This is a genomic window from Marinomonas sp. S3726 (assembly GCF_000967665.1).
Lineage (GTDB): Bacteria > Pseudomonadota > Gammaproteobacteria > Pseudomonadales > Marinomonadaceae > Marinomonas.
Genome location: NZ_JXYC01000004.1, coordinates 286,407 through 309,821, shown reverse-complemented (window position 1 = coordinate 309,821; position 23,415 = coordinate 286,407). Strand labels below are relative to the sequence as shown.

General features: G+C 42.9%; 26 protein-coding genes and 2 tRNA genes. 11 read left to right on the top strand and 17 right to left on the bottom strand.

The features are described 5' to 3' along the window. Positions 1 to 188 precede the first annotated feature (188 nt). The 6 genes from TW85_RS02615 to TW85_RS02590 all read left to right on the top strand — a co-directional run bounded on the left by TW85_RS02615 (position 189) and on the right by TW85_RS02590 (position 6,675). Positions 189 to 1,118 (top strand): NAD(P)-dependent oxidoreductase, encoded by a 930-nt coding sequence (locus tag TW85_RS02615; protein WP_046015517.1) that lies wholly within the window; start codon positions 189 to 191, stop codon positions 1,116 to 1,118. After that, the gene (locus TW85_RS02610) at positions 1,115 to 2,653 is read left to right on the top strand and encodes an aldehyde dehydrogenase family protein (protein WP_052701793.1); all 1,539 of its coding nucleotides are present in this window, start codon (positions 1,115 to 1,117) and stop codon (positions 2,651 to 2,653) included. Before TW85_RS02615 ends, TW85_RS02610 begins: the two co-directional genes overlap by 4 nt. A gap of 182 nt (positions 2,654 to 2,835) precedes the next feature. After that, the gene (gene epsC / locus TW85_RS02605; RefSeq protein WP_046015516.1) at positions 2,836 to 3,624 is read left to right on the top strand and encodes a serine O-acetyltransferase EpsC; all 789 of its coding nucleotides are present in this window, start codon (positions 2,836 to 2,838) and stop codon (positions 3,622 to 3,624) included. Positions 3,625 to 3,626: 2 nt separating this feature from the next. Beyond that, positions 3,627 to 4,523 carry a VOC family protein gene (locus TW85_RS02600; RefSeq protein ID WP_046015515.1) on the top strand — a complete coding sequence of 299 codons (897 nt, stop codon included), beginning with the start codon at positions 3,627 to 3,629 and terminating at the stop codon, positions 4,521 to 4,523. A 3-nt stretch (positions 4,524 to 4,526) separates the two neighbouring features. Further along, on the top strand, positions 4,527 to 5,708 hold the full coding sequence (locus tag TW85_RS02595) for a M20 aminoacylase family protein (protein WP_046015514.1): 1,182 nt from the start codon (positions 4,527 to 4,529) through the stop codon (positions 5,706 to 5,708). 55 nt (positions 5,709 to 5,763) lie between these two features. Next, positions 5,764 to 6,675 (top strand): LysR family transcriptional regulator, encoded by a 912-nt coding sequence (locus tag TW85_RS02590; protein WP_046015513.1) that lies wholly within the window; start codon positions 5,764 to 5,766, stop codon positions 6,673 to 6,675. Positions 6,676 to 6,790: 115 nt separating this feature from the next. On the opposite strand, the gene TW85_RS02585 is transcribed toward TW85_RS02590, so the two are convergent. The 5 genes from TW85_RS02585 to TW85_RS02565 all read right to left on the bottom strand — a co-directional run bounded on the left by TW85_RS02585 (position 6,791) and on the right by TW85_RS02565 (position 9,684). Beyond that, positions 6,791 to 6,866 (bottom strand) — tRNA-Phe (locus TW85_RS02585). A 124-nt stretch (positions 6,867 to 6,990) separates the two neighbouring features. Further along, positions 6,991 to 7,884, bottom strand: coding sequence for a DMT family transporter (locus tag TW85_RS02580; protein ID WP_046015512.1), 894 nt, complete (start codon positions 7,882 to 7,884; stop codon positions 6,991 to 6,993). Between the two features lie 221 nt (positions 7,885 to 8,105). After that, a complete protein-coding gene (locus tag TW85_RS02575) occupies positions 8,106 to 8,420 on the bottom strand; it encodes a hypothetical protein (protein ID WP_046015511.1) in 315 nt (104 codons plus the stop codon). Between the two features lie 18 nt (positions 8,421 to 8,438). Then, complete coding sequence (locus tag TW85_RS02570; protein ID WP_046015510.1) at positions 8,439 to 9,152, bottom strand: sterol desaturase family protein; 714 nt, start codon at positions 9,150 to 9,152, stop codon at positions 8,439 to 8,441. A 456-nt stretch (positions 9,153 to 9,608) separates the two neighbouring features. Then, positions 9,609 to 9,684: transfer RNA gene (locus tag TW85_RS02565), tRNA-Phe, on the bottom strand. Positions 9,685 to 9,815: 131 nt separating this feature from the next. On the opposite strand from TW85_RS02565, the gene trmL reads away from it, so the two are divergent. Both trmL and TW85_RS02555 read left to right on the top strand, forming a co-directional pair. Further along, on the top strand, positions 9,816 to 10,292 hold the full coding sequence (gene trmL / locus TW85_RS02560; protein ID WP_046015509.1) for a tRNA (uridine(34)/cytosine(34)/5-carboxymethylaminomethyluridine(34)-2'-O)-methyltransferase TrmL: 477 nt from the start codon (positions 9,816 to 9,818) through the stop codon (positions 10,290 to 10,292). Between the two features lie 53 nt (positions 10,293 to 10,345). Then, a complete protein-coding gene (locus TW85_RS02555; RefSeq protein WP_046015508.1) occupies positions 10,346 to 11,449 on the top strand; it encodes a potassium channel protein in 1,104 nt (367 codons plus the stop codon). Between the two features lie 65 nt (positions 11,450 to 11,514). Here the strand turns inward: TW85_RS02555 and TW85_RS02550 are convergent, their stop codons facing one another. From TW85_RS02550 to TW85_RS02500, 11 genes are all read right to left on the bottom strand, one after another. Beyond that, positions 11,515 to 11,766, bottom strand: a complete 252-nt coding sequence (locus tag TW85_RS02550) for a YfhL family 4Fe-4S dicluster ferredoxin (RefSeq protein WP_009834292.1) — start codon at positions 11,764 to 11,766, stop codon at positions 11,515 to 11,517. A gap of 35 nt (positions 11,767 to 11,801) precedes the next feature. After that, positions 11,802 to 12,308: a pantetheine-phosphate adenylyltransferase gene (coaD, locus tag TW85_RS02545; RefSeq protein WP_046015507.1), complete on the bottom strand. Its 507-nt coding sequence runs from the start codon at positions 12,306 to 12,308 to the stop codon at positions 11,802 to 11,804. Positions 12,309 to 12,474: 166 nt separating this feature from the next. Beyond that, positions 12,475 to 13,020 (bottom strand): YggT family protein, encoded by a 546-nt coding sequence (locus TW85_RS02540; protein WP_046015506.1) that lies wholly within the window; start codon positions 13,018 to 13,020, stop codon positions 12,475 to 12,477. 1 nt (position 13,021) lies between these two features. Next, positions 13,022 to 13,858, bottom strand: a complete 837-nt coding sequence (proC, locus tag TW85_RS02535; protein WP_046015505.1) for a pyrroline-5-carboxylate reductase — start codon at positions 13,856 to 13,858, stop codon at positions 13,022 to 13,024. A gap of 59 nt (positions 13,859 to 13,917) precedes the next feature. Beyond that, the gene (locus tag TW85_RS02530; protein ID WP_046015504.1) at positions 13,918 to 14,607 is read right to left on the bottom strand and encodes a YggS family pyridoxal phosphate-dependent enzyme; all 690 of its coding nucleotides are present in this window, start codon (positions 14,605 to 14,607) and stop codon (positions 13,918 to 13,920) included. A gap of 283 nt (positions 14,608 to 14,890) precedes the next feature. Then, positions 14,891 to 16,030 carry a GGDEF domain-containing protein gene (locus TW85_RS02525; RefSeq protein WP_046015503.1) on the bottom strand — a complete coding sequence of 380 codons (1,140 nt, stop codon included), beginning with the start codon at positions 16,028 to 16,030 and terminating at the stop codon, positions 14,891 to 14,893. 130 nt (positions 16,031 to 16,160) lie between these two features. Further along, positions 16,161 to 17,438 (bottom strand): dihydroorotase, encoded by a 1,278-nt coding sequence (locus TW85_RS02520; protein WP_046015502.1) that lies wholly within the window; start codon positions 17,436 to 17,438, stop codon positions 16,161 to 16,163. A 1-nt stretch (position 17,439) separates the two neighbouring features. Further along, on the bottom strand, positions 17,440 to 18,450 hold the full coding sequence (locus TW85_RS02515; RefSeq protein ID WP_046015501.1) for an aspartate carbamoyltransferase catalytic subunit: 1,011 nt from the start codon (positions 18,448 to 18,450) through the stop codon (positions 17,440 to 17,442). Between the two features lie 257 nt (positions 18,451 to 18,707). Next, positions 18,708 to 19,202, bottom strand: a complete 495-nt coding sequence (gene pyrR, locus TW85_RS02510) for a bifunctional pyr operon transcriptional regulator/uracil phosphoribosyltransferase PyrR (protein ID WP_046015500.1) — start codon at positions 19,200 to 19,202, stop codon at positions 18,708 to 18,710. A gap of 51 nt (positions 19,203 to 19,253) precedes the next feature. Continuing rightward, the gene (gene ruvX, locus TW85_RS02505) at positions 19,254 to 19,709 is read right to left on the bottom strand and encodes a Holliday junction resolvase RuvX (RefSeq protein WP_046015499.1); all 456 of its coding nucleotides are present in this window, start codon (positions 19,707 to 19,709) and stop codon (positions 19,254 to 19,256) included. Between the two features lie 2 nt (positions 19,710 to 19,711). Continuing rightward, entirely contained in the window at positions 19,712 to 20,278 is a 567-nt protein-coding gene (locus TW85_RS02500; RefSeq protein ID WP_046015498.1) for a YqgE/AlgH family protein, read from the bottom strand. Positions 20,279 to 20,529: 251 nt separating this feature from the next. Between TW85_RS02500 and TW85_RS26130 the strand changes: the two genes are divergently transcribed. The 3 genes from TW85_RS26130 (at position 20,530) to TW85_RS02490 (ending at position 22,554) form a co-directional block, all read left to right on the top strand. Continuing rightward, positions 20,530 to 20,685 carry a hypothetical protein gene (locus tag TW85_RS26130; RefSeq protein WP_157196876.1) on the top strand — a complete coding sequence of 52 codons (156 nt, stop codon included), beginning with the start codon at positions 20,530 to 20,532 and terminating at the stop codon, positions 20,683 to 20,685. Positions 20,686 to 20,775: 90 nt separating this feature from the next. After that, positions 20,776 to 21,615 carry a 2OG-Fe(II) oxygenase family protein gene (locus TW85_RS02495; protein WP_046015497.1) on the top strand — a complete coding sequence of 280 codons (840 nt, stop codon included), beginning with the start codon at positions 20,776 to 20,778 and terminating at the stop codon, positions 21,613 to 21,615. 204 nt (positions 21,616 to 21,819) lie between these two features. Further along, entirely contained in the window at positions 21,820 to 22,554 is a 735-nt protein-coding gene (locus TW85_RS02490) for a GntR family transcriptional regulator (protein ID WP_046015496.1), read from the top strand. Positions 22,555 to 22,569: 15 nt separating this feature from the next. Here the strand turns inward: TW85_RS02490 and TW85_RS02485 are convergent, their stop codons facing one another. Beyond that, complete coding sequence (locus TW85_RS02485) at positions 22,570 to 23,322, bottom strand: TSUP family transporter (RefSeq protein WP_046015495.1); 753 nt, start codon at positions 23,320 to 23,322, stop codon at positions 22,570 to 22,572. Positions 23,323 to 23,415 lie beyond the last annotated feature (93 nt).

Here is a 23,415-nt window from a genome sequence, read left to right as displayed (position 1 = left end):
CGATATGAATGCTTGCAGCTTAAATCAGCCTCATTTGAAAAGATTGAACGTTATTGCGCTGCGCCAAAACTCATACTTTATTTTGTGTTGCGAAAATTAGAACAATAAATTCATTTTCAACTACTTATTCATAACAGAGAGATTAGTAAGAATGGCATGAAAGCTAAGTAAAGAATTCAGAGGTAGCTATGACAGAAGTGAATACGAGTAAAAAAGTGACGGGCGCAACCGTCGGCATTATCGGTTTAGGTAGCATGGGCTATGGCATGGCTAAAACCCTGATACGAGAGGGCTTTCATGTCATAGGGACAGATCTTGGCGAAGAGCAAAAGCGAGCAGCCCAAGCTTTGGGCGTCACCATAGCAGCAGATACAAAAGCGCTTTGCCAAAGCTGCCAAGTGATTATTCTGTCTCTGCCTATGGCTAAACATGTGCAGGCGGTTATCAAGGGTGAGGGCGGCATTATAGAAAACGCGCAAGCCAATAGCTTGATTATGGATACGTCTACCTCTGAACCTGAGGTAACACGCGCTCTAGCAGCTGAGTTAGCGAGTCATGGCCACCAGCTTTTAGACAGCCCAGTCAGTGGCGGTCCAGCAGGCGCAGCGGCTGGCACCATGGTGATGGTAGTTGGAGGTGAAATTGCAGCCTTACAAAGAGCAGAACCTTTCTTAGATGCGCTAAGCAGCAAGGTGGTGCACCTAGGTGAATCTGGCAATGGCCATGTGGCTAAGTTAATCAATAACCTGCTATGCGCTGCCCACCTTGTGACCACCGCCGAAGCCATTTCTCTTGGTAAAAAAGCCGGGCTTGATCCAGAGGCGTTAATTGCAGGTTTAAATGCGGGTTCAGGCCGAAGTGCGGTGAGTGAAGTGAACTTTCCTCGCTGGATTTTAAATGAGGAATTTAACTCAGGTTTTACCATGCAACTTATGCGTAAAGATGTGCGTCTTGCTAAGCAGTTGATAGAAGACATGGGGTTAAGCTTGCCAATGGCAGAGCAAACTTCGTCAATTTGGCGTGAAAGTGCAGACAATATCGCCGATCAGGACGACTTTAACTGCATCATCAAAAATATAGACCAGATCAATGAACACCCAAAAGGAGAAGAGTCATGAGCCTTAATATCCAAAAAAACGGAGAGCAAGAAGTCGAACAACTTCTAATCACACTTTTAGGTGATAGCCGCTTTGGCAGTTGGGTAGCGGGTGAAATGGCTTTAGGTAAAGGCGAAACAATTCATCTGACTAACCCTGCCACAGGCCAGCACTTTATGAGTTACCAGGATGCAGGCGAAGCCATTGTGCAGGCTGCTGCGGATGTGGCTATATTAGCGCAAAAGATTTGGTGGACGAAAACAGCAACCGCCAGAGGCCAGATTATGTGGGCTTGTGGCGCAAAAATACGCCAAGTCGCAGAAGAAATTGCCCAGCTAGAGTCTATTTCAGCCGGTAAGCCCATTCGAGATTGTCGAGTAGAGGTCGCTAAAGTCGCGGATATGTTTGAATACTATGGTGGCTGGTGTGACAAGATGACAGGTCAGGTTATCCCTGTTCCCACTAGCCATCTGAATTACACACGTCACGAACCTTATGGTGTGGTCACTCAAATTACCCCATGGAATGCTCCTGTCTTCACGGGTGGTTGGCAAATAGCACCAGCCATTTGTGCCGGCAATGCCGTGTTACTAAAACCCTCTGAATTAACCCCTTTAAGCACAACTGTATTGGTTAAATTGATAGAGGAGGCAGGTGTACCCAAAGGTTTGGTCAATGTCATTAATGGCTTAGGCCACACCACAGGCGCCGCAGCTATTGCGAACCCAGCAACGAAAAAAGTCGTTTTTGTTGGTTCACCTAAAACAGGCGGCATCATAGCTGCAGCATCCGCCCAAAGAGTGATTCCTTGTGTACTTGAGCTAGGAGGCAAGTCTGCCAATATCGTCTTTAATGATGGAGATTTAGACAGAGCCGTCGTCGGCGCACAAGCAGCCGTTTTTGCAGCGGCGGGACAAAGCTGTGTCTCAGGTTCACGCTTATTAGTACAAAGAGGGGTTTACGCAGAAATGGTCGAGAGGCTTGCTTCTGCGACCAGCAAAATTCCAGTTGGTTTGCCTTGGCTAGACGACACCATGGTAGGCCCAATTAATAACTTAACCCAATACCAGCATATCAATCATTTGGTTAATCAAGGGGTTGCTGAAGGCGCTGTAGTTGCTAGCGGAGGCTGTCGAGCGGATATCCATGGCGGTGAAGAAGGTTACTTCTATCGTCCCACCGTATTAGCTGACGTTGATAATGCCATGGCCGTGGCACAAGAGGAGATCTTTGGCCCTGTAGTCTCTGTCATTCCTTTTGATGATGAGGATGAAGCCGTTGCCATTGCTAACGCAAGTCGCTTTGGTCTAGCGGGAGCAGCGTGGACAGCGGACGTAGGTAGAGCCCATAGAATGGCAGCTCAAGTGAATGCCGGCACTTTTTGGGTGAATAGCTATAAGGCCATCAATGTTATGTCGCCTTTTGGTGGGTTTGGCGAGAGCGGTTATGGCCGTTCAAGTGGCTATGAAGGCTTGTTGGAATACACACAAACCAAGAGTGTTTGGGTTGAAACCGCCAGAGATGCGGCGATTCAATTTGGTTATTCAATAGAGTAAGTGCAACCTCATCTTTTCACGATGAGACCCTAGCGTTTCTGCTATCTCTGGTTCACAGGATATGACAGAAGCGCACTTTTTCAGCGCCTTGTTTTAACTAGTGCTTGTTTTAACTAGTGCTTGTTTTAACTAGCTCTTGTTTTAACTAGTGTAAGGGGCGCTGCTTTTTATTCGGAGGTAAGATGGCCGATTTTAAACGCGAAGTAGACACAGAAAATCTTTGGCAAAGGATTCTTGAGGAAGCGCAAGCGATAGCAAATGAGTTTGAGCTACTAAGCTGCTTTTATCAAAGAAACATCCTTCAACATCCTAGCTATCAGGCAGCGCTTGCTTATGTACTTGCAGAGAAGCTAAGCGACTCTCCAGAGCAAGTAGCAACATGGCAAGACACATTAGAAGCCGCCATGTTAGCTGAGCCTAAGATATACCAAGCCGCCTTGGCAGACCTTTTGTGTCAATTACAAACGAATGCCTCTATCAAGGATCATTACACTCCCTTATTGTACTTTGGTGGCTATCAAGCCCTTGAGTGTCATAGGTTTTCTCACTATTTTTGGCACCATAATCAAGAGGCACTCGCCTTGTATATTCAGGGCCGCATGGTCTCTCTCTTTGGGGTCGATATACACCCAGGAGCGAAAATAGGTGCTGGCATCTTTATGGATCACGCGGTGGGTATCGTAATAGGCGAAACGGCAGTTATTGAAGATGATGTGACTTTGTTCCAAAGTGTCACTCTAGGCGGCACAGGAAAAGGTGAGGGCGATAGACACCCGAAAGTCCGTAAGGGCGCTTTTATCGGCGCGGGCACTCAGGTATTTGGCAATATCGAAATTGGTGAAAACGCCAAGGTAGCAGGGGGCACTGTGGTGGTAAAAGCCGTTGCGGCTAATACTACAGTAGTTGGTAAAGTTGCTCAGCCGCTTGCATCACATACGCTCAGTTCAAACATAAAAAAGCATAAGGATTAGGCATGGCTAAGAATCATCTTGGAATAGATCACCCTCTGGTTGCAGTCAAGGATATGGACAAGGCCTGTGAAGACTTTGCTCGCTTAGGCTTCTTTATTAACCCAAGACACCATCACCCTTGGGGAACAGACAACCACTTGCTTATGTTTCCTGAAAACTTTATCGAAGTGATCAGTATTTATGACGCTTCTAAATTGGATCAGAAAAATGAGAAAGGCTTTGCCTTCGGCCGCTTTATCAGTGATTCCTTAGTGCGTAAAGAAGGCTTAGCTTTAGTCGCACTGCACAGTGAAGATGCTAGGCAAGATCATCAATTAATGCAGGATAGGCAAGTCGAAAACCAAGGCTTAGTGGATTTTCGTCGTATCGCCCACAGACCAGATGGCAGCGAGGAAGAAGCCGTTGTCTCCCTTGTTATGCTGATTAATACTGAGTTTCCGGCTATTTCTCATTTCTTTTGTCACCAGCACAAGCCCCATCTAGTCTGGGTTAAAGACTGGATGACACATGCTAATGGCGCAAATGCCATTACCAAAGTCAGTTATGTGGCAAACTCGCCAGGAATCCTTTATCCAAGGTTTGTCGGTATCTATGGTGAAGAAGCGGTAACACTTACAGAAGACATGTTAGAAGTGAGTACAGATAGAGGCGATTTTGAAATATTCACACCAGCACAGGCTCAAATAAGATTTGCAGGTGTAGAGGTACCTATTACCCCTGAACAAGAGCCGAGTGGTGTCGCGATTCGCGTCACAACGCACTCTATTACCAAGGCGAAAGCCCATTTGGATAAAAATCAGGTAAGCTACCACACCACAGAAGAAGGTGGCTTGCGCATCCCGGCAAGCTATGCGGGCAATACCATTATTGAAATATACCCAGAAAAAGCTGAGGACTAAGGCATGTCATTCATCCCAACCGAAGGGGAATTACACCAGACTATGCGCCAGTGGCGCAGAGATCTCCACGCTCATCCCGAAACCGCCTTTGAAGAACACAGAACGGCGGCCAAAGTGGCCGACCTACTAACGAGTTTTGGCTTAGACGTCACCACAGGCATAGCCGAAACTGGGGTAGTGGCCACGCTTAAAGGCAAGCAAGAAGGCCCTAATACTATCGCCCTAAGAGCCGACATGGATGCACTTCACCTAGAAGAGCTTAACGCTTTCGACCATTGCTCTAAGCACAAGGGCAAAATGCATGGTTGTGGTCATGATGGCCATACGGCTATGTTGTTAGGCGCTGCGAAATACCTTGCTGAACATAGAGATTTCGCAGGCAGTTTAGTTTTTATCTTCCAACCCGCGGAAGAAGGTGAAGCCGGCGCTAAACGTATGTGTGAAGAAGGTTTGTTTGAGCGTTTTAACATAGATGCGGTTTACGGCATGCATAACTGGCCAGGGTTAGAAGAAGGGCATTTTGCCGTCCATGATGGCCCTGTTATGGCCTCTATGGATGTGTTTGATATCAAGATCACAGGCAAAGGCTGCCACGCAGGCATGCCACATATGGGCGTCGACCCTGTTGTGATAGCAGGGCAGTTAATCACTTCGCTACAAAGCATCGTCTCAAGAGTATTAAACCCACTTGCATCTGGTGTCATCAGTATTACCAAGATGCAAGGAGGCGATGCCTATAACGTAGTACCTGACAGTGCCACCTTATCTGGTACCTGTCGTGCCTTCTCTAAACAAACTCAGAATTTGCTTGAAGCAAATATGCGACAACAAGTCGAAAACCTGTGCCAAGCTTATGGGGCCGTGGGAGAGCTAGACTATCGCCGTGTTTATCCCAGTACCATTAATGATAAAGAGCATAGTGAAACCTGTGCTTTAGTGGCTAATTCGCTCGTTGGTAGCGAAAAAGTAGAGCGCAACCTAGACCCAAGTATGGGGGCAGAAGACTTTGCTTTTATGCTAGAGCAAAAACCTGGGGCTTACATCTGGATAGGCAATGGTAGCGCGGAAGGTGGTCGTGGGTTACATAACCCCTACTATGATTTTAATGACAAGGTACTGGCCTTAGGCGCAAACTTTTGGGTGAAGTTGGTACAACATAAGCTCGCCATTAATAGCGAGCGCTAGTCGCTAATTAATCAACGGCCACAAGCTAATCAACACAGCCTCATAGGGAGAAGCAATGAAAGAGATAAAAGAACAGCGCCTTGCTTACCTCTATGAGGCCGTGAGCCTAGGCACGGTAAGAGCCGCAGCTGACAAGCTCAATTTAGCCCCATCTGCGGTCAGTCGACAAATTGCCTTACTAGAAGAAGAACTCGCCTGTACCCTAATAGAAAGACACCGAAAAGGTGTAACCGCAACAGAAGCTGGGGAAATACTACTCAGCTATTATCGACAGTCTTTATCTAGCGAAGAAACCTGCTTAGCCAAGTTACAAGCGTTAGAAGGCTTAGAAAGAGGCCATATCAAGCTCGCAGTGGGAGAAGGCTTCGTCAGTGATCTCATGTCTGGTCCTTTACCTGAATTTAATAAACGCTACCCAGCTTTAACGCTTTCTATCAATATGGGCGGCTCTAACGAAGTGATTCGCCAAGTAGAAGAAGACGAAGCCCACATGGGTTTGTTATTTCATCCAACCAGCCAGCCTAATATTCGCTCTCAAGCCATTAGCTGCCAGCCCATTTGCGCCATAGTCTCTCCTGACCACCCAATTACTCAGCTAGAAAGACCACTGAGTCTAACGCAATTATTAGACTATCCCGTTGCCTTGCAAGAGCCGCAATTTGGTATGCGACAACTGCTAGCCATGGCGGAGTTTCAAGAGAAGGTACGCTTTAAGCCAGTTTTAACCACAGACTCTATCGCGGTATTAAAGCAGTTTGTGCGCTCAGAAATGGGCTTTACCTTTATGCCGGCCTTTGTCGTCTCAAGGGAAATAGAAGATAAGCAGCTTGTGGCAATTCCTATTGATAATCAGCTTCTTGCCCAAGGAGAGGCCCACATGATCACACGGCTTGGTCGTCAATTATCAGTAGGTCCTCATCAGCTATTACAACATCTGAGCGCTTGGATGAAAGCCTTTAGTGAATAACGCATTTAGAAAGAAGCTTTCTAAGAAGAGACAGACAATGAGAGCTGCTTTGAAAGAAAAGTGGTAATTTAAACCAAAAAAAGGCCAGCTATGAAAAGCTGGCCTTTTTGAATGATGGTGCCCTGACGCGGAATCGAACCACGGACACGAGGATTTTCAATCCTCTGCTCTACCGACTGAGCTATCAGGGCAATCGCGCAGCATTATATAGGATGTTTTGCGAAATCGCGACCTTATTTTTCAGTATCTTAGCGTCACTTCTCATTACAAAATAAAGTGCTCAATTAACACACAACAGTTAACCCTTTTTAAGCTTTAAAAAGAGGCTCGTTTCTTAAACACTTTATCCATAAAAGGCAGAAACGCGCTACTAATAATGATAACAACGCCCACCACAGCTAGCTCATTAGGTAATTCACTAAAGAGAAAGTAGCCCAATATCAATGAGTAGATCATTTTGGCATATTCAACATTAGCCACAATATTGGCTTCAGCAAGTTTGTAAGCACTAACACCAACCCACTGAGCGATAGATGAGATAACACCCACGAGTACGAGTAAGAGCCACTGGGCTGCTGTGGGCCATTGCCAGACGAACAAACTAGGAATAAGCGCAATCAAACCAACAAACACGGCTTGGTAAGTCAGCAAGACAGTACGAGATTCTGTTTTCGACATCTGACGCACACAGACCACAGCAATCGCAGCCCCTAAAGCCCCACCTAAACCTGCCAAGGTATACAATAAAGATACTGCTTCAAAACTGGGTTGCACCACCAGCATGACACCCACAAAGCCCACTAAGACAGTCACAACCCGGTTCACACCGACAGATTCGGATAAAAAGATTTTGGAAATGATGGCAACAAATAACACTTGAGTAAAACCAAGGGCAGTCGCATCTGCCAAAGGCAAATTACTAACCGTGACAAAGCCTAGGTACAAAGCTAAAAAGGCACCTAAAATACGTAACAGATGCAGTTTTACTTTGGCAGGTTTGAGCAATACATCTAACGACACCCAGATAGCTGGCATCAGTACCAGAATAAACACGAGCTGGCGCACAAGGAGAATTTGAAACAGGTCTATTTGCTCGCTGAGAATTCGCACTAGGGCACCCACACATACAAATAGGCACGTAGAGACTAAAGCGAGAGCCACGCCCTGCAAGGGTTTGGGTAATTGATATTGTTTCATGAGACTGAGCATAATTGATTCACCTTATTCAACTGGATAGGTATTTTCAAGGTGTCACCAATAGACAGGTCAATGGAAATTTTAGAGGAAGCAGAGTGATAGATTATATAGAAGTCTGAGTTGAAAACCCTATTAGGCAAATTCACTTTCAAGTGATTATAGTTTAACTTAATTATTAAAAGTGAAATAAATAAAAATTGCCCTTTATAAAGGACAATTTTTACATCTAAAAGTCACACAGGAAAATTAATCACTATGTACTTTACATTGAAGTGATTCGCCAATTTATTCATGTTGGTAATACAGATAGATTTACCCTTAAAAAATTGATGTAGATAGGAGGAGGAGACATCAGCCATTTCAGAAAGTAAATTAAAGCTACCTTTTCGCATCCGGCCATCTATTTCTTGTCTATTGATTAGAAAGTCAGCCATTCTTAAACGCAATACAGCTTCAAGCTGGTCAACCCCTATAGCATCAAACTCAAGTAATACATTGGCTCCGAGCTTGTTTTCGATACTCGCATCTCTTTTTTCAATAGCGTCCATTTCTTCCCTTACTTTAGATTATTTTTTAAAACGTAAATAAGGCCAAGCTTGGCCTCTATCCTTAAAGCCTACCGAGACATGCTTAGTGCTAGGAAAGGCTACTGTATTAAAAAGCGTGTCCCATAGTGTAAGCGGACTATAGTTGCTTTTATGTCTACCTTTCTCGTGATGCAGTAAGTGTTGTTCAGGGGTTTGAATGACATAGCCTAGTATTTTTAGCCTTTTTTGTAAACGAATATTGCTATGGTGAAATATTTCTAAACAACCCTCGATAACTAATGCTATAGCTACAGCTTGTGCACTCACATCTAAAATCAACTTACCGATAAATAACAAAACTAAGGTATTAGCTATCATCTCTAACGGATGGCGATAAAAAGCGATTCGAGAATCCATATGGGAAGGTGAATGGTGCATTTTATGTAAGTATTCCCATGCTGGATACCATGCATGCTTAACCCTATGTGCCCAATAGTTAATAAATGAGTAAATAAGATAGAAGAGAGTACCTTCGGTTAAATAGTTAACTGAAAGAGCTTGTCCTATCCCGTTTACGCTAAACCAGATAAAGAAGAGAACCTGTGCCCAAATAGCTGCACTAGTACAAACAAAACTCCATGCACCGGTGAAACCAGTTTGTATGGGATGAGTGAGGTGGGGAAACCGCCTTTCGACAATGAAGAAAAAAGCAAAAACGCTTAACTGAATCAGTAACAAATTTACATAAAACATTATAACAACTCCTTTGATAAATGAGTTGTCAGAGTAGTGTTTTAAGAGAATGAAATTAATGTTTTTTATCTAGTTAATGCCTGTTTTATGGGGCCTATACTCCAATTATTTATAATTTTCAGTAAATCGCAAATTAGCGAATCAGAAATGTAACTTTATGTAATACCTTATTACCTAGGAGCTAATGCTCTTACTTAATTAAAATATCTATAAAGGTTTAAAAAGAAGCTATTTTGGTAATGAAAAAGTATAAATTAGTGTGCCTTTGATGCTAATTGAATTTAACTTTTTCCAAATAGCTTTTTATAGGGTGATGTTCTCGCACTCTTAAGCTAAAGCAATAAAAAAGCCCCACAGACCAAGGCCTATGGGGCTTTTTGCTTTTGCAAATTGCTCTATTTGCGAAAGTCTGAACGAAAAAAGGCCAGCTTGAAAGCTGGCCTTTTTCGGAAATAATGGTGCCCTGACGCGGAATCGAACCACGGACACGAGGATTTTCAATCCTCTGCTCTACCGACTGAGCTATCAGGGCAAGTGCGGCGTATTATATATGAGACGGCTTAGTCGTCAACCACTTTTTTAAATAATTTTGATTTTTTTAACAATGACTTAGCTATCCTTGAATTTCTGATAATATGCAGCCTATCTAAAGAGGCCCAATTTATGCTTAATATTGTTTTGTACCAACCGGAAATTCCACCAAATACAGGTAATGTCATTCGCTTATGTGCCAATACTGGCTATAGGCTACATTTGATCGAACCTTTAGGTTTTGATTTAGACGAGAAAAAAGTACGTCGTGCAGGCTTGGATTATCATGAAGTAGCCCGTGTAAAACGTCACAAAGACTGGCAAGCTTTTGTCGACTCTCAAGAAGAGTTAGGCAATGTTTATGCGTTAACGACCAAAGGCTGCAAGATTCCGAGTGAAGTTAAGTTTGAAGAAAATGATGTCTTGGTATTTGGTCCAGAAACCCGTGGTTTACCCATTGAGTTTATCGAAGCCTTACCAGAAGAGCAGAGACTAAGACTGCCTATGCAGCCTAATAGCCGTAGTTTGAACCTGTCTAATACGGTTGCCATCATGGTGTATGAGTCTTGGCGTCAGCTGGATTATGCTATGCCAGCAGAATTAGACTAGAGGCGAGTTAACGACTAGCGAATAGGATTAAGTAAGAGGGGTGATTCACTAAAATGCATTCATTTTGGTCAAGTTTCAGGAGGAAAAGAAAGCGTGGTGATTTTCGTAAGCGTGTCTTTATGCATGCTGCTCGAGATTTAAAAACCCGATTTCTATTATTAGCCTTGGTATTAGCGGCCCATAGCATCGCTATGGTGTTATTCGAAGAGATGGATTGGTGGCAAGCATTCTGGCTTACCATGACGTCGGCAAGTACCACGGGTTATGGTGATATTTCTGCAGCCAGCTTTTGGGGGCAAGCCACCACCATAGTGCTGATTTACGGATTAGGCATAGCCTTACTTGCACAGATTGCCAGTGATTACATTGAGCTTAGAATTCAAAAGAAAGAGATGGGCATTAAAGGCCAATTGGAGTGGGAAAACATGCATGACCATTTGTTAATTATCAATACCCCGACTTTATACACTGAATCCTATTTAGAGCGTTTGGTTGATCAGGTATGTAACACTCCTGATCTTGAAAATACGCCTATTCAGTTTTTAACGCCTGACTTTCCGGAAGGCTTGCCACTTAGCTTACGAAGCTTTGGTGCGGTTCACCAGACAGGTGAAGCCACTAATGAAGGTGCGTTAGAAGCCTGTAGTGCTGAAAAAGCCAAGTTTATCGTGGTACTGAGCCCTGATAGCCAAAATGCTCACAGTGATAGCCTCGTCTTCGATATTCTTCATCGTATTAAAGCACTTAATAGCTCAGCCTATATCTTAGCTGAGGCAGTTAATGACCATAATAGAGCTAGATTTAAAGAAGCGGGCGCTAATGCGGTTATTCGTCCTGTCAGGGCTTATCCTGAGATGCTGGTACGTTCTCTTATCGCCCCAGGCACAGAGCAAGTACTCGAAGACTTATTCCGTCACCAAGGGGATCACACGGTGCGTTTGCAAGTCACTATTCGTGATACGAGTTGGGCCGATGTCGTAATTACTTTGATGAAAGCAGGAATTGGTACGGCTTTGGGTTATGAAAACACTCAAGGTGAGATAGTGACGCAGCCAAAAGCTAAGTTAGAGATCCAAGCAAACTCTCTGATCGTTATGGTAGATGATGATAATGCTTTGCCTGATAAGCAGAGTTTGCAGGCACTTTTTACTCACTAAATAAAACCGCATAAAAAAAGCCAGCACTGGATTCCAGTACTGGCTTTTTTTATGCAAACTATTTGCTACAGCTGGCCTGTCAGGGTCAGGTATTTTTCCATTAGCTGTTCTTCTGTTTCCTTATGATTAGGATCAAGAGGAATACAGTCTACTGGGCAGACTATCTGACATTGTGGCTCATCATAATGCCCCACACATTCGGTGCATTTAGCTGGCTCTATTTCATAGATTAGCTCACCTGGGTAAATGGCCTCATTAGGACATTCAGGTTCACACACATCACAGTTGATGCATTCGTCAGTAATTTTTAGAGACATAATAATTTCCTAACGCTAACGACTATCTATTCAGCCTATTTGGCTTCGGATTCAGCTTTTAAGCTTAGATAGCGTGCTTGCAATACAGATTCCACTTCAGGATGAACAAACAAACCAAAGTCGCCACCTAGAGAAGCAATCTCTCTCACTAGTGTAGATGAGATATAAGAGTGTTTTTCAGAAGGTGTTAAAAATAAACTTTCAACATCTGGTGCTATCACTCGGTTCATATTCGCTAGTTGGAATTCGTATTCAAAGTCAGAAACCGCACGTAGTCCACGCACAACCACTTGCCCATTTACTGAACGAGTAAATTCAGTTAGCAGGTTATCAAAGCCAACCACTTCAACATTTGGTAAATGGCCTAATACTTTGCGCGCTAAGGCAATACGTACATCATGATCTAGCACTGGGCGTTTTTTAGGGCTAGCCGCCACTGCAACAACCACTTTGCTAAATAAACGTGCAGCTCTCTCAACCAAGTCGGCATGGCCATTGGTAATAGGGTCAAATGTTCCAGGGTAAACCGCAATTGCACTCATAGCACTCATCCGAACTTATATTTTAAAGGAGGAAACAGTGAATAACACACTTTGTTTCTACACATATTTTCCATCAAAGGCGCGCATCATATCGAATAACGCCCTTGTACTCAATTCACCTGATTAGATACCTGACATTAACTCAGGGCTATAATCATAGAAAACCTTATATCACACCGAAGCCTGCTAGCATCTGTTTAGCAAAGGTAATTCCTAAGAAAATAAAAATAGGAGAGATGTCTAAGCCACCTAAATTAGGCACAAAACCTCTCACAAAGCGGTATAGGGGCTCGGTTATTTGTTGTACTAAGAGCGCACCAGGATGGCTTGCCGTCGGTGCAACCCAGCTTAAAATCACCGAAATCAGCATAGCCCAGAAATATAAATCCAATAAGTGGTAGATCACACCAACAAAGGTATAAATAAAATATTGAGAGACATCGGCTTTATAACCCACCCAGAGAAAGACCACGGCAACCGTAGCCAATTGCACTAATAATGCGAGTACAACAGAAGCAGAATCTACACGCGCTACAGAGGGCACAAACTTACGTAAAGGCAACACAAGTGGGTTCGTGGCTTTTACTATTCCCTGACTGATCGGGTTGTAAAAATCAGCTCTGGTTAGTTGCAGTAGCAACCTTAGTAAAACCACAAACAAATACAGGTTTGCTAATGTTTTAATTAGAAAAATAATAGGATCTGACGTCATTTTATGAGTCCTTATTCTCTGTCGTTGAGGCAAATAAAGTCGCCATTTCATTCGATCGATTAATACAAGCCTGCATTGCCTGATCCACTATCAGATCAATATCACTCGCTTCAAACGAGTTAAGCGCTTGTTCTGTTGTCCCATTCGGGGAAGTAATATTTTTGCGTAGTTGGCTTATATCTTCACTGGTTTCTGTCACCATCCTAGCAGCACCTAACATAGTATAAGATGCCAATTTACGACAAGATGCTTCGTCTAAACCTTGTGTTTGACCACTTTTGATCATGGCTTCTAAAAAGCGAAAGAAATAAGCGGGAGCACTGCCAGAAAGAGCCGTTACCGTGTGCATCTGCTTTTCGTCTTCCACCCACAAAGAGTCTCCGACACTCGCAAATAACTCAGTCACCCAATCTTTATGGGCATCTGTTACTTTGTCATTGGCAATTAAGCCTGTCATACCAGAACCTAACTGTGCAGGTGTATTTGGCATGCTACGTACAATAGCGACATCGCCTAGCCAATCGCTTAAGCTCTCTAAACCTAAACCAGCGGCAACAGATAAATACACTTGGTCTGGGCTAATGACTGACTTAAAACCAGCGATGACATCAGCCATTTGCGCTGGTTTTACACACAAAACCACCACATCCGCTTCAGCGACTGCGGCATTATTGTCATCAGTCATATTGATGCCAAGCTCTTGGGTGAAGGCCTGACGCTTTTCCTCACTCCTTGCTGTGCCAGTAATTAAGTCTGCTGGATAACCATTTTGAATCAGGCCACGTATGATCGCGCCTGCCATATTGCCTACGCCGATAAAAGCGATGCTTGCTTGCATGTTAGTTCCTAATCTCAATCATCAGGTTTGCCCTAATGATAATCTAAATTCTAATAAACCTAAGTGTAATCTCTGGCGCCAAATATAGCGGTACCTATACGTACCATGCTACTACCACTGGCAATCGCCGCTTCCATATCACCCGACATACCTATGGATAGGGTGTCGATTGTGTCGTATTTATCAGCCAGTGCCTGATAAGCCTGATACAAAGGCTTATAAGTTGTGAGCTGATCGTCTAATGAGGTTTGTGGTGCAGGTATTGCCATCAAGCCTCGAAGGATAAGATTGGGCTGATTGTTCACTATTTCAACAAGTGAATCTAATTCGGTGAGTAAAATACCGGATTTAGAGGCTTCTCCACTAATATTTACCTGAATACATACATTCAAAGGCGGTAAGTCTGCTGGCCTCTGCTCACTTAAACGTGTAGCGATTTTTTCTCTGTCTATGGTGTGAACCCAATGCATTGACTGGGCAACAATACGGCTTTTATTTGATTGTATCGGTCCAATAAAATGCCATTCAATATCCGTTAGATGAGCCAGTTGTTGGCTTTTATCCGCCGCTTCTTGCACATAGTTTTCGCCAAACATCCTCTGCCCTTGTGCATATGCGTCTTCAATCGCTGAGGTGGGCTTAGTTTTGCTTACAGCAAGTAGGGCAACACTGTGCTCAACTCTTTGATACTTTTGTTCGAGCTGTGCTATTTGCTGTTTCGTCTGAGAAATATTTTCGGCAATAGCCATGGAGAATCGTCACTCCTAACAGAAAATTGATGAAATAATTTAGGCGGGTGTGGGTAGTTTTTTATCTTTACCAAGATGTCGGTAATTCAAAAAGACTAGGTTATTTCTGCTTTGTTCAGTATACAAAAACCATCTTGTCTAATGACGCTATCTAATAACCTGATTAGATAGCAACTGAACGAATTGAATAATATGCCTAACCTAATGTAAATCATTGGTGTCATGGGTTAACCCGACACCAGCGCTCACACTCGCAATAAGTTAGGCATCATATCACTATTTATTAAAAGTCATATAAATCTGCACTGCTTTTACAGAAACGGCCATGGTATTCAATGCAATACTTTTGTTCTTCTGTAGCATTATTCTTGGCATGAGTCGCCGCCGAATAAAGCTCGGAGAAGCTTGAGTGCTCAGGATAGTAGCTAATCCCTAACGAAAGCGTGATGTTATAACTTTGGCCTTCGATAACAATCGCTTCTTCCATGCTTTGTAAAATCTTATTGGCAATAATTTCAGAGTCTTCCAAATGCTTAACTCTTAAGGCCATCACAAATTCAGCATCACTAAAACGTGCTAATAAGTCATTATCGCGCACACTTTTTTGTAGGCGCTTAGCAACTACCTTCATGATGCTGTCTTTAATGTCTTCTGCTGCGGGTGCGCTAAAGTCTTTAGACTGATGAGCTTCTATCACTATCACTGATAAACGTTGGAAATGACGCTTTGCGTCTTTCAACATCATTGAGAAGTTAGTATTAAAGTTATAGCGGTTAGCTAAGCCAGTGGAAGGGTCGTGGTTGGCAGAGTTAAGTAAACGTGTCTGCGCATTCTGTCTTAGGCTAGACAAATGCAACATATGCATAAGGCAATCAAGTAGACGCTTAAAGACATTAATGTTTTGAGATTCAGAACTAGGCGCAAATACAACCATGTAACCTAAAAAGCCTTCATCTTCGAAGTTGAAAGGCTGAGCAATACACACATCAACGTCGTATTGATTTAATACCCTATTCCACTCACGCCATGCTGGGTTTTGAGTTAGGTTTGGCACAAATAACAGACATTCTTTTGATTGCTCAAGATGGTTAGTAAAGTACTGCATAGGAAAGTCTTCGATCACACCAGAAGGCGTCGCCAAATCATGTTCTATACCAGTACCTGCTTCTACTCGCCATTGAGAGCCAGTTTCGTCGACCAACATTAAACAGGCTTGATAGCTTGGAAAATAACGCTCTATTTGATCCATCATTCCATCGAAGATGGTCGCCGTTGGGGCACCTTCTGCAATGTAGTGAAGAATCTGGTAGCTTGAGTCGTAAATCAGCGACATAGCATCGCGTTCATTACGGACCTGTTCCAACTGTTGTTCCAGCTGGGCTATTTTAACTTGCATGTCATGCTCTGATAATTGGTTTGTCATGTAATCCTGGCCATTAGGTTGAATCTATTACCCTTAAACTAGATTAACTCTACACAACTAAAAGTAAAGCTATCAAGCGTAAGCTTTTTTTCATTTCAATTACAATTTGTTAACAGTCATACTGACTTAACTAATTGATAGGAAAAACTTTTTGTCCTGAAAGGTAGGTAGAGACCACTTTACCTATCAGGTTTTCTCCAATCCAAGGTGAGTTTTGACCCTTGGTTTTACGGTTAGATCCAGACCATTCCCATCTTTGGGTACTATCAAACAGCACAAGATCTGCATAGCTACCAACAGAAAGTGAGCCCGCCTCAATTCCTAAACAAGATGCAGGCCCTTGGGTTAAGCAAGTCAGTAGTAAATTAAAGTCTAAATCCCCTTCATCCATCAGAGTCATAGCGAGTGGCAAGAGTATTTCTAAATTTGCCATGCCAGGCTCTGTGGCAGAGAAAGGCGCTATCTTAGCCATTTTTTCATGGGGCTGATGGTCAGAACAAATCGCCGAAATGACGCCAGCTTTTATCCCTTCGATCAGAGTTAATCTATCGTCCTCAGACCTTAATGGAGGCAATACATGATAGTGGCCATCGAACTCACTTAACACGTTTTCAGTGAGTAAAAGGTTATGTAATGCCACATCTGCCGTCACATCTAAGCCAGATGCCTTTGCATCGGCAACCATCTCTACAGCTTTAGCTGAACTTAAGCGAGCAAAGTGAGCTTTCACCTTAGTTTTTTCAATCAGCATCAGATCACGAGCAAGTGCGATCGTCTCAGCGGTTTCAGGAATACCGGATAAACCATGCATAGTTGAGACAACACCTTCGTGAGCACAACCGCCGTCTGACAGACTAGTTTCATCAGGGTGAAAAATGACTAATAAATCATGAGTTGAGGCATATTCTAAAGCACGAGATAGCACCTTAGTATTCACCATAGGGTGTCTATGGTTGGAGACAGCCACACAGCCAGCTTCAGTCAAAGCAACCATGTTACTTAACTTTTCACCTTCAAGGCCTTGGGTTAACGCCCCAATAGGCAGGACATTAGCGCGTCCTGACTCAAAGGCTTTATCTTGGATTAGAGCCGCAACTGCAGGAGTATCAACGATAGGTTTAGTATCTGGTTGGCAAACCAGTGTGGTTACACCACCAGACGCTGCGGCTAAAGTTTCAGATGCTATGTTACCTTTTTGAGTATAACCAGGTTCACGCAGAGACACGGCAAGATCGATTAAACCAGGCAATACCCACTGGCCACTGGCATCTATCGTTTCATCAGCAACAAAGCCTGCAGGAGCATCCCCTAAAGCGACGATTTTTTCATCTTCAATATAAAGGTCTAATTCCGCATCCAGTTCTTGGCTAGGGTCAATAATACGACCATTCTTAATACACGTTTTCATATTAAACCGTTTCTCCTGTGGATGACGCCTGTTGCTCTTTTTCCTGTAGCTGGCCGCTCATAGCCATGGACAAGACAGCCATACGCACAGCAATGCCGTTTGTTACCTGATTCAAAATCACTGAATGCTCACCATCAGCAACCTCAGAGGAAATCTCTACCCCACGGTTAATCGGGCCTGGGTGCATGACTATCGCGTCAGGTTTCGCCCACGCCAGCGAGGCTTCTGTCAAACCATAAAGACGATAGAATTCACTTTCACTTGGTAGCAAAGCACCTTGCATTCGCTCTTTTTGCAAACGCAGCATTATGATGACATCAACATCTTCAAGACCGGGCTCTAATTCATGGAAGACTTCTGCCCCCATTTCTTTAAAGTGCTCAGGCACCAAGGTTTTAGGACCTATCAGCCTTACTTCATCAACCCCTAAGGTATTCAATGCATGGATCTGAGAGCGGGCAACACGTGAGTGTAAAATATCACCCACTATGGCGACTTTAAGTCCTTCAAATTTTTCTTTATGGCGACGGATAGTCAACATATCCAACATAGCTTGCGTAGGATGAGCGTGACGGCCATCTCCAGCGTTTATGATGGCAACATTAGGCGTACAGTGCTCAGCAATGAAGTGTGGTGCACCGCTATCCGCATGACGCACGATAAACATATCACTTTGCATAGCTTCAAGGTTTTGTAAGGTATCTAGTAGAGATTCACCTTTCGAAGTCGCTGATGTTTCGATATTGAGATTGATGACATCAGCAGACAAACGCTTTGCTGCTAGTTCAAAAGTGGTACGAGTACGAGTGGAGTTTTCGAAGAAGAGATTAACAACTGTTTTACCGCGTAGTAGCGGTACTTTTTTAACCGATTGCTCACCCATGCTTAAAAATGAGTCGGCGCGATCTAGTATTTCGGTCAATATGGATTTATCTAATCCATCAAGCGTTAGAAAGTGCTTAAGTTGACCCTGATCGTTTAATTGTAGTGCCCGAGATTCGGAGCGCATCATGCTTAATGTCCTCAACTGGAAGACGATCCCGCCTTATTCTAATCATCTCGCTAAAATGATAGGAAAATGCCCAGTGCAGAAGCTACCCTGGGCATGACAATTTGACGTGAACTCTTTAATGATAATGTCTAATTTGCATCTTTTTATATCTCTTATTTAGAGTTATAAATGACTAAATTATTTTGCGCCAAATAAGATAACGCCATGTACTAATTGTCGTACTTGTTGCTACAAAAAGAAAGCGAGAAAGCCTAAGTTTATGTCTCAATTAAGGAAACTTTTATCGGATCGGGCCCAGATAGCTTAACCCTTTGGTCAGGATTTAAGTTTAACACCTGCCCAACCACATCGGCTTTAATTGGCAGCTCACCTTGATCAAGATCATAAAGAATTGCCAAACTAATACTCGCAGGTCTGCCGTAGTCAAAAATCTCATTCATAGCAGCACGAATTGTTCTGCCAGACATCAAAACATCATCAACTAAAATGATGTGTTTATCTTCCACACTTGGCAATGAAGTCTGCTTAATTTTTGGATGTAACCCTGCACGCGTAAAATCATCGCGATAAAAAGTAATGTCTAAGGTCGCTAAAGGAACATCCGTCACTAGTTTTTTAAAGAGGCGCTCTGCAACCCAAACACCTCCTGAGTGAATTCCCACCATTACTGGGTTTTCAATTTTCTTATCCTGACAATAAGATAAAAGAGCATCTGACATTTGCTCCAACGTTGCTTCAATATCCAGGTTCATGCATTAATCTCTATTTGCTCGCTATGATACGTTTGCATCATGATGGAAATACTATCCTTGGTTTTCTAAAAACCAAGATTCTAAAATCATTTGCGCTGCCAAACCGTCAACAGAGTTTGCTTTAAAATTACGGTTGCCGCCTTCTTTAATGACTTGGCCTTTAGCTTCATAGGAGGATAATCTCTCATCCATCATGTAGCTTGGCTTGTTGTAACGCCCGTGCAAACGATTAGCAAACTTCTTTGCTCTTTGACACATTTCGTTTTCACTGCCGTCCATATTGAGAGGTAAACCCACAACAAAGCCATCCGGTTGCCATTCTTTTACAACAGCAGCAATAGTATCCCAGTTTGGAATACCATCACGCGCTTTAATTGGGTTTAGAGGTGTGGCGGTTGCCGTAATTTCTTGACCTACGGCAATGCCAATTCGAGTTGTTCCAAAATCGAACCCTAACAGGGTTCGAGCGGAGTTTTTATTGACGTCAGAAATCGACGTTATATTCATATTTAACAGTGTCCTACATCCGATGAGAGATAGTTCATATCAATCCCTAACACCTTGGTCGCTGCTGAGAACTGAAGATCACTTGGTGTATTAAATAATACGTCCAAATCAGCTTCACATACTAGCCAAACATTATTACTTATTTCATCTTCCAATTGCCCTGCCGTCCAACCAGCGCAACCTAAACTAATTAAAAAGGATTCAGGCCCTTCACCATGGGCGATGTTTTCCAGTGTTTCCAGTGCAGCAGATAGAGCAACCTCCTCAGTAACAGGTAATGTATTAACCCAAGTTTTATCACTGGTGTGAAGGATAAAACCCCGTTCAGACTCGACCGGACCACCATTATAAATTGGCTCATTCGCCAGGTGGGGAGTGTTGATTTGTATTCCTAGGTGATTCGCTAATTCAGTAAAGTCAATTTTTGATGGACGATTAATAATAATCCCCATGGCACCTTCTGCAGTGTGTTCGCAAATGTAGGTAACCGTTTGCTGAAAATTAGGATCATTCAGCTGGGGCATGGAGATTAAAAAGTGATTTTTCAGGGACTCAAATGCATTTTTCATAATACGACCCTCTTATTTTTTAAAATAAAAAATCAAACTGAATCAGGCTTAAGTTAGCAAACAATCACTGCTAAAAGCCTGAGTGAACTCTCGCTATTAACTTTTGCAGTATAGGCCAAGTCTGTCAATTCCCCAGACTTGAAATAATTTTTTTCGTTAACTAGCGCTTTAAAACTAGCTTACCTAAAGGTACACTTGCTAGTAGTTAATTCAATTTAACCTCTTTATTTCCCCTTTTTAGGAATTCCGTAATGCAAATCGCAGACTTCATCCCATCATCAGAGCAAGGTAAGGCATTCATGTCTAACCCACGCTTAGATACGGTGGATTTGGCAAGTTGGCAACGTCATTACTTCGCTGAAGCCATCGATATGCGGATGTTCTTTCACAGCGGTTGGTCATCTTAAGCCACTCTTTCAACTACAGTTACATTAACTCTCCACGTCTCCTTTTGGTACGACGTGCAATAACTCGTTTTGAAAATTTAGGATCTACCCATGAAATTAGAAGCCGTTGACTATACAAGTGCTACAGCACAACAAGATTTTGTTAAATCCCTACACGAAACAGGTTTTGGTGTTTTAAAAAATCACCCTATACAACAAGAACTTGTGAGTAATATTTACCAAGCTTGGCAAACATTTTTTGATAGCCAAGAAAAGAATGACTACCGCTATAACGTGGGCACCCAAGATGGTTACTTCCCACCAGATGTATCAGAAACGGCTAAGGGCCATAGTAAAAAAGATATCAAAGAATACTTTCATTACTACCCTTGGGGCCAATGCCCAGCAGAGCTAAAAGAGCAGCTTGCACAATATTATAAAGAAGCCAATAAACTCGCTTCAGAATTACTAAGCTGGGTTGAAGCACACACACCAAAAGATGTAGCAAAAAACTACTCTCAAAACCTATCTAGCATGGTAGAAGATAGCGAACAGACACTGTTACGTGTTTTGCATTATCCACCACTTAAAGGCGATGAAGAGCTAGGTGCGATTCGAGCAGGTGCACACGAGGATATTAACCTTCTGACTGTTTTACCCTCTGCTAATGAGCCTGGTTTACAAGTTCAGAAGCAAGATGGCAGCTGGATGGATGTACCTTGTGACTTTGGTACGCTTATCATCAACATTGGCGACATGCTACAAGAAGCATCTGATGGATATTTCCCATCGACTTCGCATCGTGTGATTAACCCAGAAGGGGCAGATAAGACTAAGTCTCGCATTTCTTTGCCTTTGTTCTTACATCCTCATTCTGAGGTTGTACTATCAGAACGTCATACCGCTGGCAGTTACCTACATGAGCGTCTTGTTGAGCTAGGTGTAATCTAAGCTGATTGATCTGGCTTAATTGCCATTAAGTTGGTAAACAAAAGTCCTTTAATACTGAGTATTGAAGGGCTTTTTTATTGCCCTTAATTTAGTGCGTTATCAAGCCATAAACCAAAAGGTGAAAATATCGACGGTATTTAAAGCGCCAAAACTTATTTATACTTTGTTTTGTTGCCTGATTTTAACCAGAGATTGCTAAGTAACATGAGCCTTAAAGAACAAAATAGTGGTGAGTTTAAGCCTCTCTATCAAAAAATAGAGCAAGTAATTACCAATAAGATAATTGCGGGAGAGTGGAAACCAGGTGAAATGCTTCCTAGCGAGTTTCAGTTAGCGGATTCACTTAATGTGAGCCAAGGTACCGTTCGTAAAGCGTTAAATTCCCTAGGGGAAAGTAACATTGTTTTTCGCCGCCAAGGGGTTGGCACCTTTGTATCTGAAAACACCTTGAAAGACATGCTCTTCCATTTCTTTCATTACAAGGCCAATGATGGCGAAGAGAAAGGCTTACCCAGTGCTGAGCTCATCGATATCAAGCTCATTGATGCGAGTGCAGAGCTAGCCTGTCAGCTAGAACTTGCCCAAGGGGATTCTGTTATTAAGATAATACGTATCCGAAAACTAGCTAAAAAGCCCTGTATTGCTGAGCAAATATACTTACCTCAATGCTTTTTTACTCAGTTAGACATAGCAGGGGATTTACCAAACTCCCTTTATCATTACTATCAAGAAAGCTTTAACATCACCATAAATAAAGCAGCAGATAAAATACGTGCTGTCATAGCGGATGACACTGACTATGAATTGATTGGTGTTACCCCAGGCATGCCTTTATTGGAAGTCTCGCGCCAAGCCAAGGCATTAGACGGCCGCTTAGTTGAGTACCGAATTAGCCGCGTAGATAGCGAGCAACTTCACTATCTAGTGGATCTTAATTAGCGCTCTTGTAGTGAACTACCAACCTTGTATGATCAGACTTATCCCAGACGCCAGTAATATGCCATAAGCACAACGGCGCATAGTATCGACAGAAATAGGAATAGGGTAATAGCGGGCAGCTAACGCCGCTAACACGACAGCAGGAAAGCCAATAGCGCTGAGTAAGTAGGTTTGCATGCTCACCTCTTGCGTCGCCATAACAAAGGATAAGCGCATAATTGAGGTAATAGCGAACACCAATAAAAGTGTGGTTCTAATGGTTCTTAAAGTATCTGGCTGTCGATACATAATATAGGTTAAGGGTGGACCAAAAGTAGAAAACAGACCACCAATCAAGCCTGATGAGAGGCCACCTAATAAAAAAACAGGAATCGAAGAGCCTTTCTTTGCCAAATTCGTCTGTAACATCATGACTAAACTACTGCCCACAATCGTTACACCTAAAATAATCTTAAGTATATTTAGCTGATTTTCACCTAAAAAGACTAATAGCCAAATGCCAACAAAGGTTGCCGGCAAACAAGGGATAGAAAAGTATAGGATGGCTTTAAAGTTTGCTTTGCGCCATTGTCCACCTTGCAGACCTATCATGGAATTCATCAAGCTTAGCAAGCTCACCACAAAGGCTGTAACTTCAATTGGTGCTAAGCCCAAGGCCGATATACTACTGATAACAATCAAGCCAAACGCAAAGCCAGTGCTCGCTTGTACATAGCTACCTATGGCGAATACCACCAGCAAAAACAAGATGTTTAAATCGAATACCATGCTTCTTCCCTAAATAGCTCTTAAGTACAGAATTAGTCTTATATAAGACTAGTTTTTGCACTATACGCTCTAAAGAAACGAAGAGATACGCTT

Coding starts and splice junctions, on each gene's coding strand:
- ruvX (WP_046015499.1), bottom strand. CDS start 19,709: ATGAATATAACGTCGATTTCTGACGTCAATAAAAACTCCGCTCGAACC.
- TW85_RS02540 (WP_046015506.1), bottom strand. CDS start 13,020: ATGACGTCAGATCCTATTATTTTTCTAATTAAAACATTAGCAAACCTG.
- TW85_RS02515 (WP_046015501.1), bottom strand. CDS start 18,450: ATGATGCGCTCCGAATCTCGGGCACTACAATTAAACGATCAGGGTCAA.
- pyrR (WP_046015500.1), bottom strand. CDS start 19,202: ATGAACCTGGATATTGAAGCAACGTTGGAGCAAATGTCAGATGCTCTT.
- TW85_RS02600 (WP_046015515.1), top strand. CDS start 3,627: ATGGCTAAGAATCATCTTGGAATAGATCACCCTCTGGTTGCAGTCAAG.
- TW85_RS02520 (WP_046015502.1), bottom strand. CDS start 17,438: ATGAAAACGTGTATTAAGAATGGTCGTATTATTGACCCTAGCCAAGAA.
- coaD (WP_046015507.1), bottom strand. CDS start 12,308: ATGAGTGCAATTGCGGTTTACCCTGGAACATTTGACCCTATTACCAAT.
- TW85_RS02525 (WP_046015503.1), bottom strand. CDS start 16,030: ATGACAAACCAATTATCAGAGCATGACATGCAAGTTAAAATAGCCCAG.
- TW85_RS02610 (WP_052701793.1), top strand. CDS start 1,115: ATGAGCCTTAATATCCAAAAAAACGGAGAGCAAGAAGTCGAACAACTT.
- TW85_RS02495 (WP_046015497.1), top strand. CDS start 20,776: ATGAAATTAGAAGCCGTTGACTATACAAGTGCTACAGCACAACAAGAT.
- TW85_RS02490 (WP_046015496.1), top strand. CDS start 21,820: ATGAGCCTTAAAGAACAAAATAGTGGTGAGTTTAAGCCTCTCTATCAA.
- TW85_RS02580 (WP_046015512.1), bottom strand. CDS start 7,884: ATGCTCAGTCTCATGAAACAATATCAATTACCCAAACCCTTGCAGGGC.
- TW85_RS02575 (WP_046015511.1), bottom strand. CDS start 8,420: ATGGACGCTATTGAAAAAAGAGATGCGAGTATCGAAAACAAGCTCGGA.
- TW85_RS02550 (WP_009834292.1), bottom strand. CDS start 11,766: ATGTCTCTAAAAATTACTGACGAATGCATCAACTGTGATGTGTGTGAA.
- TW85_RS02590 (WP_046015513.1), top strand. CDS start 5,764: ATGAAAGAGATAAAAGAACAGCGCCTTGCTTACCTCTATGAGGCCGTG.
- TW85_RS02595 (WP_046015514.1), top strand. CDS start 4,527: ATGTCATTCATCCCAACCGAAGGGGAATTACACCAGACTATGCGCCAG.
- TW85_RS02615 (WP_046015517.1), top strand. CDS start 189: ATGACAGAAGTGAATACGAGTAAAAAAGTGACGGGCGCAACCGTCGGC.
- proC (WP_046015505.1), bottom strand. CDS start 13,858: ATGCAAGCAAGCATCGCTTTTATCGGCGTAGGCAATATGGCAGGCGCG.
- TW85_RS02555 (WP_046015508.1), top strand. CDS start 10,346: ATGCATTCATTTTGGTCAAGTTTCAGGAGGAAAAGAAAGCGTGGTGAT.
- trmL (WP_046015509.1), top strand. CDS start 9,816: ATGCTTAATATTGTTTTGTACCAACCGGAAATTCCACCAAATACAGGT.
- TW85_RS26130 (WP_157196876.1), top strand. CDS start 20,530: ATGCAAATCGCAGACTTCATCCCATCATCAGAGCAAGGTAAGGCATTC.
- TW85_RS02570 (WP_046015510.1), bottom strand. CDS start 9,152: ATGTTTTATGTAAATTTGTTACTGATTCAGTTAAGCGTTTTTGCTTTT.
- epsC (WP_046015516.1), top strand. CDS start 2,836: ATGGCCGATTTTAAACGCGAAGTAGACACAGAAAATCTTTGGCAAAGG.
- TW85_RS02485 (WP_046015495.1), bottom strand. CDS start 23,322: ATGGTATTCGATTTAAACATCTTGTTTTTGCTGGTGGTATTCGCCATA.
- TW85_RS02530 (WP_046015504.1), bottom strand. CDS start 14,607: ATGGCTATTGCCGAAAATATTTCTCAGACGAAACAGCAAATAGCACAG.
- TW85_RS02500 (WP_046015498.1), bottom strand. CDS start 20,278: ATGAAAAATGCATTTGAGTCCCTGAAAAATCACTTTTTAATCTCCATG.